This window comes from Sulfurimonas sp. (assembly GCF_023228785.1).
GTDB lineage: Bacteria > Campylobacterota > Campylobacteria > Campylobacterales > Sulfurimonadaceae > Sulfurimonas.
Genome location: NZ_JALOAN010000049.1, coordinates 1 through 12,513 on the forward strand (window position 1 = coordinate 1; position 12,513 = coordinate 12,513).

The window sequence follows — 12,513 nt, forward strand, 5'->3', positions numbered from 1 at the left end:
CCAACTATAAAGGTCTCAGCAGGAAGCTTCTCCCAAAAAGTTGTATCAAAACTTGCAAGGATCTCTAGTGCGTGATCTTTAGGGCTATAGTGAAATATAGTGCTTTTGTTATCTTGCTCGCTCAAGACAGGAGGAAGAACAAGATAGGCTTCTGTTGGGTGTAAGTTTCCGCTTGAAGCGTTACATCTCACAGCCCAAGAGTTTCCACTAGACTCTTTATAAGCTGCAATTCCCATAGAAAATTGTAAAAGTTGAGATATGGATTCTTTCATAAGTGGAGCTGATGGCAAGTTAGAATCAAGCAGATGATATGGTGGAGTAGCGTTGTCTAAAGCTAGAGGAAGCTTTAGGCTTTTTGCACCTTTATACTTTCTAAATGGTTCTGGTTGAGTAGCCCAATCCATATAGCCAAGTGATCTAGCATATCTAAGTTTGGAGTGTTTTGTGCTTTGGTGGTAATCGTAAACTATCTGCAATGATTTATTCATACAAGTAGTGTAATTAAGTATCCTTAAATCGTGCTACATAAAAAAGTTTATATTTTTTACATAGGCTTTTTTAATTGTGCTAATGTTAAAACTTCTTTATGAAAAGAGATTTAAAAACAATAGAAGAGTTAGTAAAGTTAAATGAAGAACTTGTAGAAGTGGAACTGATGTTAACTCCAAATGAGCTAAAGAGTTTTGCTTCATTTTGCATAAAAAAAGATATAAAGTTTAATGACTGGATCCGAAAACTTGCATATAAGGGTTTAGAAAAAGAGATCTAGAGAAAGTCTAAAATCTTTACAGCCACAAAAATAATCCCTAAAAATAAAAAAGAGGATATAAAAACTAGAGCAGTTACAACTCTAGGACTACAATCGTAAAGCGAAGCAAGATTTACATTAGCTACTGCAAGAGGCATCATAAGTTCTATAAAGATGATGCCTTTTACCATCGCCTCTAGTTCTATATTTACTAAGATCAAAAAAGCTATGGCTGGAAGTATTAAAAACTTTAAACTCAAAACCCACACAACAAGTCTTTTACTAATCTCTTGGATCTTTGTACCATAGAGATAGATCCCAAACAAAAAGAGTTGCATAGTCATAGAGGCGTAAGCTCCCATCATAAGCGTGTTTAAGAGTGCACTTGATGGTTTAAACTCTAAAAGGCTAAGTGTAATGGCTAAAAGTGCTGCCCATAAAATTGGCAGTTTTATGATGTTCATAAGAGATGTTTTAGTATCAAAACTCCCTCTTGAGTAGTAAAAAACACCAACTGTATAGACTACAAAAACATTCATAAGGTTTACTACAGTTGTGTAGGGAATGGACTCTTCGCCAAAAATAGCGATATTTATAGGGATGCCTAGATTTCCCGTGTTTCCAATAATAGCTACAACAGTTGCAATACTATACTCTTTTGGCGAAGTAAATAGTTTTTTTGCCACAAGTGCGGAGATGACTAGAACTACTAAGACAATGGCTATATAGATGCTTGAGGCGTAAAAGAGTGTTACATCTATGGGGCGGATCAGAAGTCCCCAAAATGTTAGAAAAACTTGCAAGAAATATACATTTAATATAGTTATGGTTTTATCATCGATCTGCTCTTTAAAACTCATCTTTGCGATGAAGCCAAGAAGTATAAAGGAGTAGATCCCAAGGATTGAAAATATTATTGAACTCATAAGCAAATTATATCTGTTATAATTTCGCCATGCAAACATTAGATAATATAAAAAATAGTATTGAGACAAACCAAGCAGTATTAGTTTACTTCTCAGCCCCTTCGTGCAATGTATGTCACGCACTAAAGCCAAAACTCTTAGAGGCCATAGATGCTAACTTTGAAGACTTTGTAGTTGAGAGTGTTGATATTTCACAAAATGAAGATATAGCACCTCACTTTGGGATCTTTACAATTCCCACGATCTTAGTCTTTTTAGACTCAAAAGAGTTTTTAAGAAAGTCTAGAAATATGAGTATAGATGAGGTAATAAGAGAGATAAAAAGACCTTATGAGATAATGAGATCTTGAGTAAAAAAAGCATTTTAATTACAGGATGTTCAAGCGGAATAGGTTATGACACAGCTCACTATCTTCATAAAAATGGCTACAAAGTCTATGCGAGTGCAAGAGATTCAAAAGATGTTGAGAGATTAAGAGCTGAGGGCTTAGATGCATATCTGCTAGATGTTACAAATGCTCAAAATATAAAAGAAGTCTTAGATCTTATTATAAAAGATCAAGGCGAGCTTTTCGCACTCTTTAACAATGCTGGTTTTGGGCAACCTGGAGCCTTAGAAGATATAAGAACAAGCGTTTTAAAAGAGCAGTTTGAGACTAACTTTTTTGGACTTCATGAGCTTACATATCAAACTCTTAAAATTATGCGCGCTCAAGGTTATGGACGAATCATCCAACACTCTTCAGTTTTAGGCATCATCTCACTTCGTTTTCGTGGAGCTTATAATGCTTCAAAATATGCTATAGAAGGACTTTGCGATACTTTGAGGTTAGAGCTGATGGGTACAAATATATATGTCAGTACCATAAATACAGGACCCATTAAAAGTGATTTTAGAAAAAATGCAACAAAAATGTTTAAAAAAAATGTAGATTTTACTTCTAGCATATATAAGAGCGAGTACGAAGCAGAACTCTTAGAGCGAAAAGAATCTAAAGATAGTGACTTTTTTACAAAACAAAGTGATGAGGTTATAAAAAATATAGTCCATATTCTTAAATCAAAAATTCCAAAACCGAGATACTATAATACACAAGCGACATATATATTAGGGGGATTTAAAAGGGTTTTGCCTACAAAAGTGCTTGATATGATTTTAAGAAAAATATAAAATATAAGTCACGATTCAAATTAATGTTGCTACAATCTACGAACTAAAATTATAAGGAATATTTATGAAACGTCTAAATATATTTATCTTATCTCTTTTTATTACTTGTAGTGCAAATGCTGATATTGTTAAAAATTCTGCAAATACTATCAAAGATACAAAAACAAATTATTTATGGGAAGATACAAAAGAGGTTGCAACAACTAAAAGAACATTCGAAGAAGCAGTTAGTCATTGTCAAAACTTAGAACTTGATGGACATAAATCTTGGAAGTTGCCAGGTTTTGTAGAGCTGTTTTCTATTGTAGATACAAAAGTATACAATCCTACTATCTCAGGAAATTTTAAATATGTCGTATCTGAAAACTACTGGTCAGCTAAGACATTTGGACATGCCACAACTAAAGAAGCATTTGTAGTGAACTTTTTATCTGGCGCATTTAACAGAGAAAAAATGGATGAGACATTTTACGTAAGATGCTATAAAAAAGGTAGTTAATTTAGCTACCTTTACTTCATAAAAGCTATAAGAGATGCTGTTATTGCAACATTTAGTGACTCAACACCCCTTTGCATTGGGATTTTTATGGCCTTATTGCAAAGTTTTATAACCTCAGGACTTACTCCCTCGCTCTCATTTCCTAAAACAAAGATAGACTTTTCGCTCGGTGCTATGTCATAGATGCTCTTTTTTGCATGTGAAGATAGAGCGTAGATCTCGGTGTCACTTAAATCTTTTAAAATATCTTCTAACGTCTCACAGTAGTAGATGGGAAGTTTAAAAAGTGTTCCAGCGCTCGCTTTTATAACTAGTGGAGAGATCTTTGCTGAGTTTTTCTTAGGAAGTATGATACCATCAAGAGTTGAAGCTGCACAGGAACGGATAATCATTCCTAGGTTTTGCGGATTGTGAATGCCATCAAGAGCGATGAGTCTGAAGCTTTGCATCTCTTTTATCTCTGATGCACTTTTGTAACTTTTGGAGATAATATCTATGCATACACCTTGGTCTTGTTTTGCATTTTTGCTTATTCGACTAAGTGCATTTTTCTCATGGTAGTTTATCTCTATATCTCTTTTTTGTGCAAGGGAGAGTATAGTTTTTATAGCTCCATCTGTTTTATTGCTTGTTGAGAGATGAAGCTTGTGGATCTCTATATCTGGATCTTGTAAAATTTCAACTACAACATTTCTGCCATAGAGAGTGATGATTTTTTCAAAATAGGCTTTTTTATCTTTATACTCTTGTGAATCTTGCAAATAGTCTTCCTTTTATTTAACTTTACATAAACTTGTTTTGTATCTTTTAGGTATGCTAACCAATGGCATGCTTTAAATAAGTCTCCAATTAGATCCTGAATCAAGTTCAGGATGACGTTTTCTTTCGTCATTGCAGATCAAGTTCAAGATGACGTTTTCTTTCGTCATTGCGGACTTGATCCGTAATCTCATATGTGAAGCATTCAATTAAACAATATTATATACAATCTCTGTTTTATTCTTGATAACTTTGATCTCTTTTACTTGAAGAGTTTCCATCTCTAGTGACATAAACTCTTTTATGGAAGTGATATTGTTTTTTGCTATCTCTCTTAAGACTAAACCTCTATAGGCTTTTGCCCAATGACTCACACTTTTACCATCTTTTAAAAACTTTAGAGTTGTATATGATTTGTTTATTTTATAAAACTTATCATAATATCCAGCTCTTAGATCTAAGAGCTCACAGTTATTTAAGTAGAGATCTAGTTGGTAAGAAAATCTATCTTTATAAAATTTATCTGGCGAGATTTCTGCTATATTATTTCCTTGTTTTACCTTGTAATTAGCAATTTTGTCACCACCAAGAATGGGACCATAAAGATTTGAGAAGATGATCGTGTTTTGTTTTAAATACTCTATCTCTTTTAGATCTAGAGATTTTATATCAAGATATTCATATGCTACCCCATTGTATCTCTCTATTGCAGGTAAAAGATCACAAGAGAATAGGTCATTTATATAAGGTTGACAATCCCTTATTTTTTTAAAACCAAAGAGCTCTTTAATATTATCTTCATCACCACTTAGGACTATCTTGTTGTATTCTTGTAAAATTTCATCTCTTGCATTTTGTGCTCCAAAAAGTTCATTTGACACTCTGTCTCCACCGCTATTTTTGCCCTCTGCTGGGGAAAATAGTATTTTAATCATTCTCATATCCTAGCCTCTTAAGAGAGGTAAATTTTTATCTAATTGTATCAATTTAAATGATATAATGAGCCAAAATCACCATTGGGGAAATTTTGTGAAAAAAGTATTTATATATTTTATTACAACTCTTTTTGCAGTTAGCACTCTTAGTGCAAGTGTAGTTTTAGGAAATTTTGAGCTAGTAAAAGGAAGTGTGAAGATAAAGCCTGAGGATACATTTAAAAAGAGTAATGCTTCAAAAGGTTTGGAGATAAAAAAGGGCGATTTGATAACTACTTCAAAAGAGTCAAATGCAATTATAAAGCTTCAAGATGGATCAACTCTCATCTTAGATGAGAGTTCAACCTTGCACTTTGCATCCAAAACTCTAGCATCACAAGAAGAGGGCAAGATCTACTACAATATAACTTCAAGAGATGCAAAAAATGCACTAAAAGTTAAGACTCCTTTTGCCATTATAGGTATAAAAGGTACTACATTTATAGTAGATACAAACAAAACTTCATCTGTAAAACTAAAAGAGGGTTTAGTTGGAATCCAGAGTTTAAAAGAGGAGTTTGAACTCTATAGAAAGCAAGTTCAAGCTGACTATAAGGACTATCTCTCAGAACAAGAAAAAGAGTATCAAAAATTTTTGAATGAGCAAAATAAAGGAGCTGTTTTGATAACTAAAGAGTTTGATCTACAAGAGAAAAATACTATAACTTTTGATGGACAAAAAGTTAGTGAGAGTGCATGGACAGAAGAAGATGATGCTGAGTTTGAAAGATTTGAGGCACTTATGGAGTCTTTAAAATAGTATGAGCTTTACTTTAGGATGTGAGAATGCTTAGGGAGAAACTTCTCTATATATTGGTATTAGTTCCCGTTTTAGCCCTTAGTTTGTACTTGCATCTATATAGAGTTGAGCCCTTTGAGAACTTCTCTTTGAGATTTAACGATATAAATTTTGATCTGCAAAGCAAGAATCCGAGTAAAGATATTGTTTTTGTTGCAGTTGATGAGAGAAGTGTAAATGAGTTTGGTAGATGGCCATTTCATAGAGATGATATAGCTAAAGGTATTGACGCTCTAAGAGAAGCTGATGTAGTTTTGATGGATATGATATTTTCAGAGAGAACTACAAAAGAGAGAGATCAAGCCTTAGCTGAGTCAATTTCAAACCTAAACTCAAGTGTTTGTGGCTTTTTTTTAAGAGATAGTTCAACACAAAATATAAGCAATGAAGAGTTAGATATCTTAGCTGATTCGTCGCTAGATCTACTTCAATCTCAAATCGCACAACATAAAAATCCATTTTTCGTTCACGCTCCATTTGCTGAGATAAATATTGCACCAATCATGGAAGCTTGTTCTATGAGTGGAAGTTTCTCAACTCTAAGTGAGAGTGATCATCTTTTGCGTTCATACCCAGTAGCGATTTATTTTGACAATCTTCTCTATCCATCTCTAGCGATGCAAGGACTTAGACTTAAGTTTAACAAAGATATAACAAGGGTAGATGAGAGACATATAGAGATAGATGACTATTTAGTTGAAGTAAATGAAAAAGGCTTTGTAAGGCTTAACTTTTATGAGGGAGATCTCTACAATATAGTCTCTTTTGTAGATCTTGCAAAGAAGAAAATAGAAGCTAATTACTTTAGAGATAAGATAGTTATTTTAGGTATCACAGATGTTGGATCTGGAGATGTTGTAAGCACACCAATGGGTCAGATGCCAGGACCACTACTACACTATACTTTTATATCTAACCTGCTTGAAGGTCATCTTATAAGTGAGCCAAAAAATATCACAGCATACTTAATTGTTTTTATGGTTTTACTCCCTTTAATCTTGGTCTTACTCTTTAAAAAAGCACTCTATCGAGTTCTTATAAACATAACTCTTTATCTCTTTATCTATGCCTATGTAAGATATCTCTTTGTAGAAGAGATGATATATATAGATCTCTTCTATCCTTTACTCTCTTTAGTTATTAGTTTTTTAACTGTTGAAGCGATGGCTTTTACTCTACAAGAAAAAAGAGGAAGATTTATGCGAGGGGCATTTTCTAGTTACCTCTCAGCAGATCTACTCGATAAACTTATAAAAAATCCTGATGCACTTGCTCTTGGCGGGGAGGCTAAAGAACTAAGTATTCTCTTTAGTGATATTCGCGGCTTTACATCTATCTCTGAGTCGATGAGCCCAGTTAGTCTTATTACTCTACTAAATAGATATTTTACACCTATGACAAAAGCGGTGCTAGATAATGGTGGGATGCTTGATAAATATATAGGCGACGCAGTGATGGCGTTTTATAATGCTCCAGTAGATGTAGAAAATCACGCTGATGCAGCATGTTTTAGTGCCTTAGAGATGATAGAGAAGCTAGATCTGCTAAATGCGGAGTTAGTACAAGAGGGCATGAACGCTATAAAGATTGGCATAGGCATAAACACTGCTGAAGTAGTTGTTGGAAATATGGGATCTGATACAAGATTTAACTATACAGTTATTGGTGATGGTGTAAACTTAGCTTCAAGAGTTGAAGGGCTTACTAAAAATTATGGTGTGAATATCTTGATAACCGAATTTACAAAAGATAAACTAAAAACTGAGTTTGTTTGTAGAGAGATAGAGAGCGTTCAGGTAAAAGGTAAAGATGAAGCTGTGCTTCTATATGAGCTTATGCCAAATAATCAGAGATCTAAAGAGATCAAAGAGCTTTATGATGAGGCACTTGAGATCTATAAGAGAGGGGATTTTAAACAAGCAGAGGTTTTGTTTAGTGTTTTAGTAAAAGAGTACGATGATGCTCCTTCTAAATATTTTTTACCACTTATCAAAGAAAGCCGAGCGTGGGGTGTTCACAAGATGACAACAAAATAGGGAGCAAACAATGAAAAATGCCTTAGGTGCAAATGAAATTCTACAAATGATCTTTACATATATGACAGAAGTCTCAGCTCTAAGGGAACATGATGATATCATCTTTGTCTTAGCTAATATGGGAAAGGCACTTACTAATGCTGATAGATGTACTGTTTGGGTTGTTGACGATCAAGAGATCTGGACAAAAGTAGCCCATGGGATGGATGCTATAAGGCTCCCAAAAGACTCTGGAATAGTTGGAAATTCAATCACTAGTGGAAAAAAGATAATTATTGATGATGTATATAAAGATGATAGATTTAACCCAAATATAGATAAAAAAACTCTTTATCGCACAAGAAGCATGATGGTTATTCCTATGTTTGATAACGATGATGAGATCATAGGGGCTTTTCAAGTTATAAACAACTTAGGCGAAGATGGTGTTTTTGATAAAAGAGACATGGAGCGTCTTATGCTCGCAAGTACATATGCAGCAGAGACGCTTATAGCAGCTAGCTTAACTAAAGAGATAGAAGAGACTCAAAAAGAGGTTGTCTTTACTATGGGTGCGATTGGAGAGAGTAGAAGTAAAGAGACAGGAAATCACGTAAAGAGGGTGGCCGAGTACTCAAAAATACTTGCTCTTGCTTACGGTATGAGTAAAGAAGAGGCTGAACTTTTAAAACAAGCTAGTCCAATGCATGATATAGGCAAAGTAGCAATTCCTGATGCTATTTTAAATAAGCCTGGTCGTTTTAATGATGAAGAACGTGCCATTATGGATACTCATGCAGAACTAGGATATGCGATGATAAAGGACTCAAAAAGACCTCTACTTAAAGCTGCATCTATAGTTGCATATGAGCATCATGAGAAGTACAATGGTAAAGGCTATCCGAATAAAACAAAGGGTGAAGATATTCATATATATGGCCGTATAACGGCACTAGCAGATGTTTTTGATGCACTTGGAAGTGATAGAGTTTATAAAAAAGCTTGGGATGATGAGAGAATTTTTAAGCTGTTTAAAGAGGAGAGAGGTGAGCACTTTGATCCTAAACTCATAGATCTCTTTTTTGAAAACCTAGATGAGATCTTAGCAGTTAGACAAGAGTATAAAGATATCTACCAAAAGAGTGAGCCCAAAGAGATAGATCCAAATGAGATTCAGATACTTGGAGCTTATGGAACTAAGGCAAAAGGTTTTGGTACAAGCTCATTTTTGCTAAACAAACAAAATGTTTTAGATGCTGGAAATATATTAGCCACACTCAATGAAGAGAGCATACACTTAGAGACTATCTGGATCACTCACTCTCATCTAGACCATATAAGTGATATAGCTTTTATTTTAGATAATTTCTTTTCACTAAGAAGCAAAACACTCACTTTAAGAGCACTACCTGCGACTATAGAAGCACTTAAGAAACACTTTTTTAATGAACTTATCTGGCCAGACTTCTCTAAAATCAATCTAGTAAACTCAGAACTTAAAGCTCTCGCTTATGAAGAGATAGAGTTAGGAGTTGAGTATAGTCTTGGTGAGGGCGACTCCATAAGAGCATTTAAAACAGATCATACCGTTCCTAGTTGCGGATATATTTTCACAAGAGATAAAAATTCAGTACTCATAACAGCAGATACATACTCACTAGAAAATGTTATAAAAATTATTGAGAGCGAAAAAAATATAAATGCCATAGTAATAGAGTGTTCTTTTCCATCAAGCATGCCAAAACTTGCCAAAGAGAGTAAACATTTAACTCCGACACTTCTTTTTGAGAGTATACAAAAAATAAAAAGAGAAGATATTAGGCTCTACATTAACCATATAAAGCCTAGTTATATAGATAAGATAGTTAAGGAAATCAAAGAATATAAGGGTAAAATGACACCAATAATACTTAAAGATGAAGATTTTATTAATTTTGGATCATTTTTTTAATATATTATTCCTGTGGTATTCTAAATATTTTTCTCTTCCTTTTATTGGTAGAAGAGAAAAAGTTTTATTATCTGAAATGCCAATTTTAGAATATGTCATTTTTGATAAGAATGGAGATAAAATTGTTTTTTTGTCATCAGTAAATGACATGAATCCCTTGTCAAATAAATAATCAAATGTAGGTGTTAACATAAATCCATTGAAAGGGTCTGTTTTTTCAGTTTCGGTTGATTTAGCCCAAGGCTTAATATGGCTAGCAACTAATAACCTATCATCAGAGACCATAGTAATAGGGCAAAAAGGGCATTGATTTAATAATTCTTCTCTATATTTTCCTTGACCAACTCTTGCTTTTATTTTTAATTTCTTTTCTTCTATATTTTCGATTGCTTCTAATGCTTTTTCTTCTTGTTGAAGTATATAAGGGTGTGTTTCATCTCCAAAAAAATCAGCAAATAATCTAAAATAGTATTCTATATTACCATGCTGACCCCGTAGTTTTACAACTGAAATAAAAGTAATATTTGGCAAGGACAATTCTCTGATTATCTCATATGCTAAATCTGATGATTTAACATAAATTCTCGATCCAGATATTTGTATCTGTTCAATAATTTCGAATTCAATCTTTTCTAGTAATGTGTCAATTTTATTTTTTCTTTTATTCCAAAGGGATGGTAGTATTTTACTATTTATGTATGCTTGCTCTGGTTTTAAATATTCAACTTTTGTTTCATTTAAATAGTTCAATAAATCTTTTTTCATTAAAAAGCATTTAATAGTAAAGCCATGATTACCAAAAAAATCTCTTGTAGCGTTATTTTCATTTCCAACATAAAGTTTTGCCTCGCCATTACCAGTGCCAATTTTATTTTGCCTTACAACAAATGAGTCAGCAATGGTTATTTTTTCTTTAGTATCTATAACGGTAAACTTTTCGTTAAATAGATTTATCTTCATCAGTTGCTCCAAATTTACTTATATCCATTTGTTTTAAAATTGCAATTAATACATCAACAACGATGCTATTTCCAGCTTGTCTATACATTTGAGTATCACTAACAACTTGTTTAAAACTATCTCCAAAGCCCATTAGTCGCAGGCATTCAGTAGGTGTAAGTTTTCTAATTCTACCTTTATTATGTGTAACATAATTGTCAACTCCAGCACGATGCATTTTATGCATAGACTGCAATAGAGGTCTTGCAATTTTTAAATCGGTTTCAGTTGAGGTCTTAAAATTTTTAGTTCCACCAGCTAACACATATGTTCTTATTTTTTCAGATAAATAATATTTTTCTTCAACTTCATTGATATCGAATATAAATTCATTAAACTCTTGTTCAGCTTGATCTTCATAAATAAAATCACCATGCCAATTAAACTGCTGATTTGCTTTTTGGCAAAGAGCAACATTGCCATTTATCTGCGTATATCTTTTTTTCCTATTTTTAGAACTAGTAACGAATTTCACGCCTTTTTCTTTTAAATAGTATTTACTATCAATATAATCCTCTAAAAAATCTTGCATTGTGTGTTGTAATTCAATTGGTTCAGGGAAATCAAATTCTACTGAATTGTCTAGAAAGCCAACTACAAAAAGTCTTTCTCTATGTTGAGCCACACCATAATTTTTAGAATTAAGTAGTTTATATGAGTATTTATATCCAAGTTCATCAAAAGTTGCTAAAATTGTTTCAAAAGTGTTACCTTTATCGTGGCTAGTAAGTCCTTTTACATTTTCATAAATAAAAACTTTGGGTTTGCTTTCCTTAACAACTCTCGCAAATTCATAAAATAATGTTCCTCTAGTATCTGCTAGTCCTCTTCTTTTTCCTATCATAGAAAATGATTGACAAGGGCTACCTCCTACTAGTAGATCAATTTTATCCTTATACTTATTACCATTAATATCTACCACATCGTTATACCAACTATTTTCTTTTATTTTATAGTTTGCAAAATAACTCTCTTTAACAAATTTATCATTATCGCTAGCAAAAATTATTTTAGTCTGTAGTTTTAATCTTTTAAGAGCAAATTCAACTGCTCCTATTCCAGAAAACATTGTTGCTAATCTAATAGTTCTATTTGGATATTTTAATTTCTTATTAAGCCAATTCTTATCACAATCGTTAATCACTAGAGTGGGTATATTGTTATATTTATAAAAATTATTATTTATAATATGATTAATTTGTGAGTTTGAATTGAAGGAACAGCTAAAACTATTTGCATTCATTGCATCATCCTATGTAGCGATATATATTTCATTGAAGTGCAAGTATATCAAAATAACAATTAGATTTAAAAAGTATGACAAACTGTAATTAAATAACTCTAATTTAACTTCTTTTCAATTTCTTTTCAAAAACTCTTGACATAGAAAATATTTTGCACTATAATTCTGGCTCAATTTCGATGCTGGCATAGCTCAGTTGGCTAGAGCAGTTGATTTGTAATCAACAGGCCCGGGGTTCAAATCCTCGTGCCAGCACCATTGAAATAGAATATTAGAAACAGTGTTAGACCAGAAAAGACATTTAAAATGTAATGGTGGGATAGTCAAGTGGCCAACGACGGCAGACTGTAAATCTGCTCCCTATGGGTTCAGAGGTTCGACTCCTCTTCCCACCACCATCAATGGCACATGCGGGCGTAGCTCAGTTGG

At 33.1% G+C, this 12,513-nt stretch carries 12 protein-coding genes, 2 tRNA genes and 1 pseudogene; 9 read left to right on the forward strand and 6 right to left on the reverse strand.

What is annotated here, in order from left to right:
• Positions 1 to 476 (reverse strand): annotated as a pseudogene (locus M0Q24_RS10375) (SagB/ThcOx family dehydrogenase); the annotation flags it as partial.
• A gap of 110 nt (positions 477 to 586) precedes the next feature.
• On the opposite strand from M0Q24_RS10375, the gene M0Q24_RS10380 reads away from it, so the two are divergent.
• Complete coding sequence (locus M0Q24_RS10380; protein ID WP_295050412.1) at positions 587 to 769, forward strand: hypothetical protein; 183 nt, start codon at positions 587 to 589, stop codon at positions 767 to 769.
• On the opposite strand, the gene M0Q24_RS10385 is transcribed toward M0Q24_RS10380, so the two are convergent.
• Positions 766 to 1,674 carry an AEC family transporter gene (locus tag M0Q24_RS10385; protein WP_295050413.1) on the reverse strand — a complete coding sequence of 303 codons (909 nt, stop codon included), beginning with the start codon at positions 1,672 to 1,674 and terminating at the stop codon, positions 766 to 768. The genes M0Q24_RS10380 and M0Q24_RS10385 overlap by 4 nt on opposite strands.
• 29 nt (positions 1,675 to 1,703) lie before the next feature.
• On the opposite strand from M0Q24_RS10385, the gene M0Q24_RS10390 reads away from it, so the two are divergent.
• From M0Q24_RS10390 to M0Q24_RS10400, 3 genes are all read left to right on the forward strand, one after another.
• The gene (locus M0Q24_RS10390) at positions 1,704 to 2,024 is read left to right on the forward strand and encodes a thioredoxin family protein (RefSeq protein ID WP_295050415.1); all 321 of its coding nucleotides are present in this window, start codon (positions 1,704 to 1,706) and stop codon (positions 2,022 to 2,024) included.
• Positions 2,021 to 2,845: an SDR family NAD(P)-dependent oxidoreductase gene (locus M0Q24_RS10395; protein ID WP_295050417.1), complete on the forward strand. Its 825-nt coding sequence runs from the start codon at positions 2,021 to 2,023 to the stop codon at positions 2,843 to 2,845. The genes M0Q24_RS10390 and M0Q24_RS10395 overlap by 4 nt, the downstream gene beginning before the upstream one ends.
• Positions 2,846 to 2,909: 64 nt before the next feature.
• Positions 2,910 to 3,344: a DUF1566 domain-containing protein gene (locus M0Q24_RS10400; protein ID WP_295050419.1), complete on the forward strand. Its 435-nt coding sequence runs from the start codon at positions 2,910 to 2,912 to the stop codon at positions 3,342 to 3,344.
• A gap of 11 nt (positions 3,345 to 3,355) precedes the next feature.
• On the opposite strand, the gene M0Q24_RS10405 is transcribed toward M0Q24_RS10400, so the two are convergent.
• Together M0Q24_RS10405 and M0Q24_RS10410 are read right to left on the reverse strand one after the other, a co-directional pair.
• Positions 3,356 to 4,105 (reverse strand): RNA methyltransferase, encoded by a 750-nt coding sequence (locus tag M0Q24_RS10405; protein ID WP_295050421.1) that lies wholly within the window; start codon positions 4,103 to 4,105, stop codon positions 3,356 to 3,358.
• Between the two features lie 207 nt (positions 4,106 to 4,312).
• Positions 4,313 to 5,038, reverse strand: coding sequence for a YaaA family protein (locus M0Q24_RS10410; RefSeq protein WP_295050423.1), 726 nt, complete (start codon positions 5,036 to 5,038; stop codon positions 4,313 to 4,315).
• Between the two features lie 94 nt (positions 5,039 to 5,132).
• On the opposite strand from M0Q24_RS10410, the gene M0Q24_RS10415 reads away from it, so the two are divergent.
• From M0Q24_RS10415 to M0Q24_RS10425, 3 genes are read left to right on the forward strand one after another with little or no spacing between them, the layout of a single operon-like run.
• A complete protein-coding gene (locus M0Q24_RS10415) occupies positions 5,133 to 5,837 on the forward strand; it encodes a FecR family protein (protein WP_295050425.1) in 705 nt (234 codons plus the stop codon).
• A 26-nt stretch (positions 5,838 to 5,863) separates the two neighbouring features.
• Positions 5,864 to 7,912: an adenylate/guanylate cyclase domain-containing protein gene (locus tag M0Q24_RS10420; protein WP_295050427.1), complete on the forward strand. Its 2,049-nt coding sequence runs from the start codon at positions 5,864 to 5,866 to the stop codon at positions 7,910 to 7,912.
• 10 nt (positions 7,913 to 7,922) lie between these two features.
• A complete protein-coding gene (locus tag M0Q24_RS10425) occupies positions 7,923 to 9,842 on the forward strand; it encodes an HD domain-containing phosphohydrolase (RefSeq protein ID WP_295050429.1) in 1,920 nt (639 codons plus the stop codon).
• Here the strand turns inward: M0Q24_RS10425 and M0Q24_RS10430 are convergent.
• On the reverse strand, positions 9,831 to 10,802 hold the full coding sequence (locus M0Q24_RS10430; protein WP_295050430.1) for an HNH endonuclease signature motif containing protein: 972 nt from the start codon (positions 10,800 to 10,802) through the stop codon (positions 9,831 to 9,833). The genes M0Q24_RS10425 and M0Q24_RS10430 overlap by 12 nt on opposite strands.
• The gene (dcm, locus tag M0Q24_RS10435; RefSeq protein WP_295050432.1) at positions 10,783 to 12,084 is read right to left on the reverse strand and encodes a DNA cytosine methyltransferase; all 1,302 of its coding nucleotides are present in this window, start codon (positions 12,082 to 12,084) and stop codon (positions 10,783 to 10,785) included. The genes M0Q24_RS10430 and dcm overlap by 20 nt, the downstream gene beginning before the upstream one ends.
• Before the next feature lie 181 nt (positions 12,085 to 12,265).
• Here dcm and M0Q24_RS10440 point away from each other — a divergent pair.
• Together M0Q24_RS10440 and M0Q24_RS10445 are read left to right on the forward strand one after the other, a co-directional pair.
• Positions 12,266 to 12,342: transfer RNA gene (locus tag M0Q24_RS10440), tRNA-Thr, on the forward strand.
• A 55-nt stretch (positions 12,343 to 12,397) separates the two neighbouring features.
• Positions 12,398 to 12,482, forward strand: a tRNA-Tyr gene (locus M0Q24_RS10445).
• The last annotated feature ends 31 nt before the right edge of the window (positions 12,483 to 12,513 follow it).

What these genes read in the sequence shown, in the direction of transcription:
- M0Q24_RS10385 (WP_295050413.1), bottom strand. Translation starts at nt 1,674, where the DNA reads ATGAGTTCAATAATATTTTCAATCCTTGGGATCTACTCCTTTATACTT.
- M0Q24_RS10390 (WP_295050415.1), top strand. Translation starts at nt 1,704, where the DNA reads ATGCAAACATTAGATAATATAAAAAATAGTATTGAGACAAACCAAGCA.
- M0Q24_RS10410 (WP_295050423.1), bottom strand. Translation starts at nt 5,038, where the DNA reads ATGATTAAAATACTATTTTCCCCAGCAGAGGGCAAAAATAGCGGTGGA.
- M0Q24_RS10400 (WP_295050419.1), top strand. Translation starts at nt 2,910, where the DNA reads ATGAAACGTCTAAATATATTTATCTTATCTCTTTTTATTACTTGTAGT.
- M0Q24_RS10420 (WP_295050427.1), top strand. Translation starts at nt 5,864, where the DNA reads ATGCTTAGGGAGAAACTTCTCTATATATTGGTATTAGTTCCCGTTTTA.
- M0Q24_RS10430 (WP_295050430.1), bottom strand. Translation starts at nt 10,802, where the DNA reads ATGAAGATAAATCTATTTAACGAAAAGTTTACCGTTATAGATACTAAA.
- M0Q24_RS10380 (WP_295050412.1), top strand. Translation starts at nt 587, where the DNA reads ATGAAAAGAGATTTAAAAACAATAGAAGAGTTAGTAAAGTTAAATGAA.
- dcm (WP_295050432.1), bottom strand. Translation starts at nt 12,084, where the DNA reads ATGAATGCAAATAGTTTTAGCTGTTCCTTCAATTCAAACTCACAAATT.
- M0Q24_RS10425 (WP_295050429.1), top strand. Translation starts at nt 7,923, where the DNA reads ATGAAAAATGCCTTAGGTGCAAATGAAATTCTACAAATGATCTTTACA.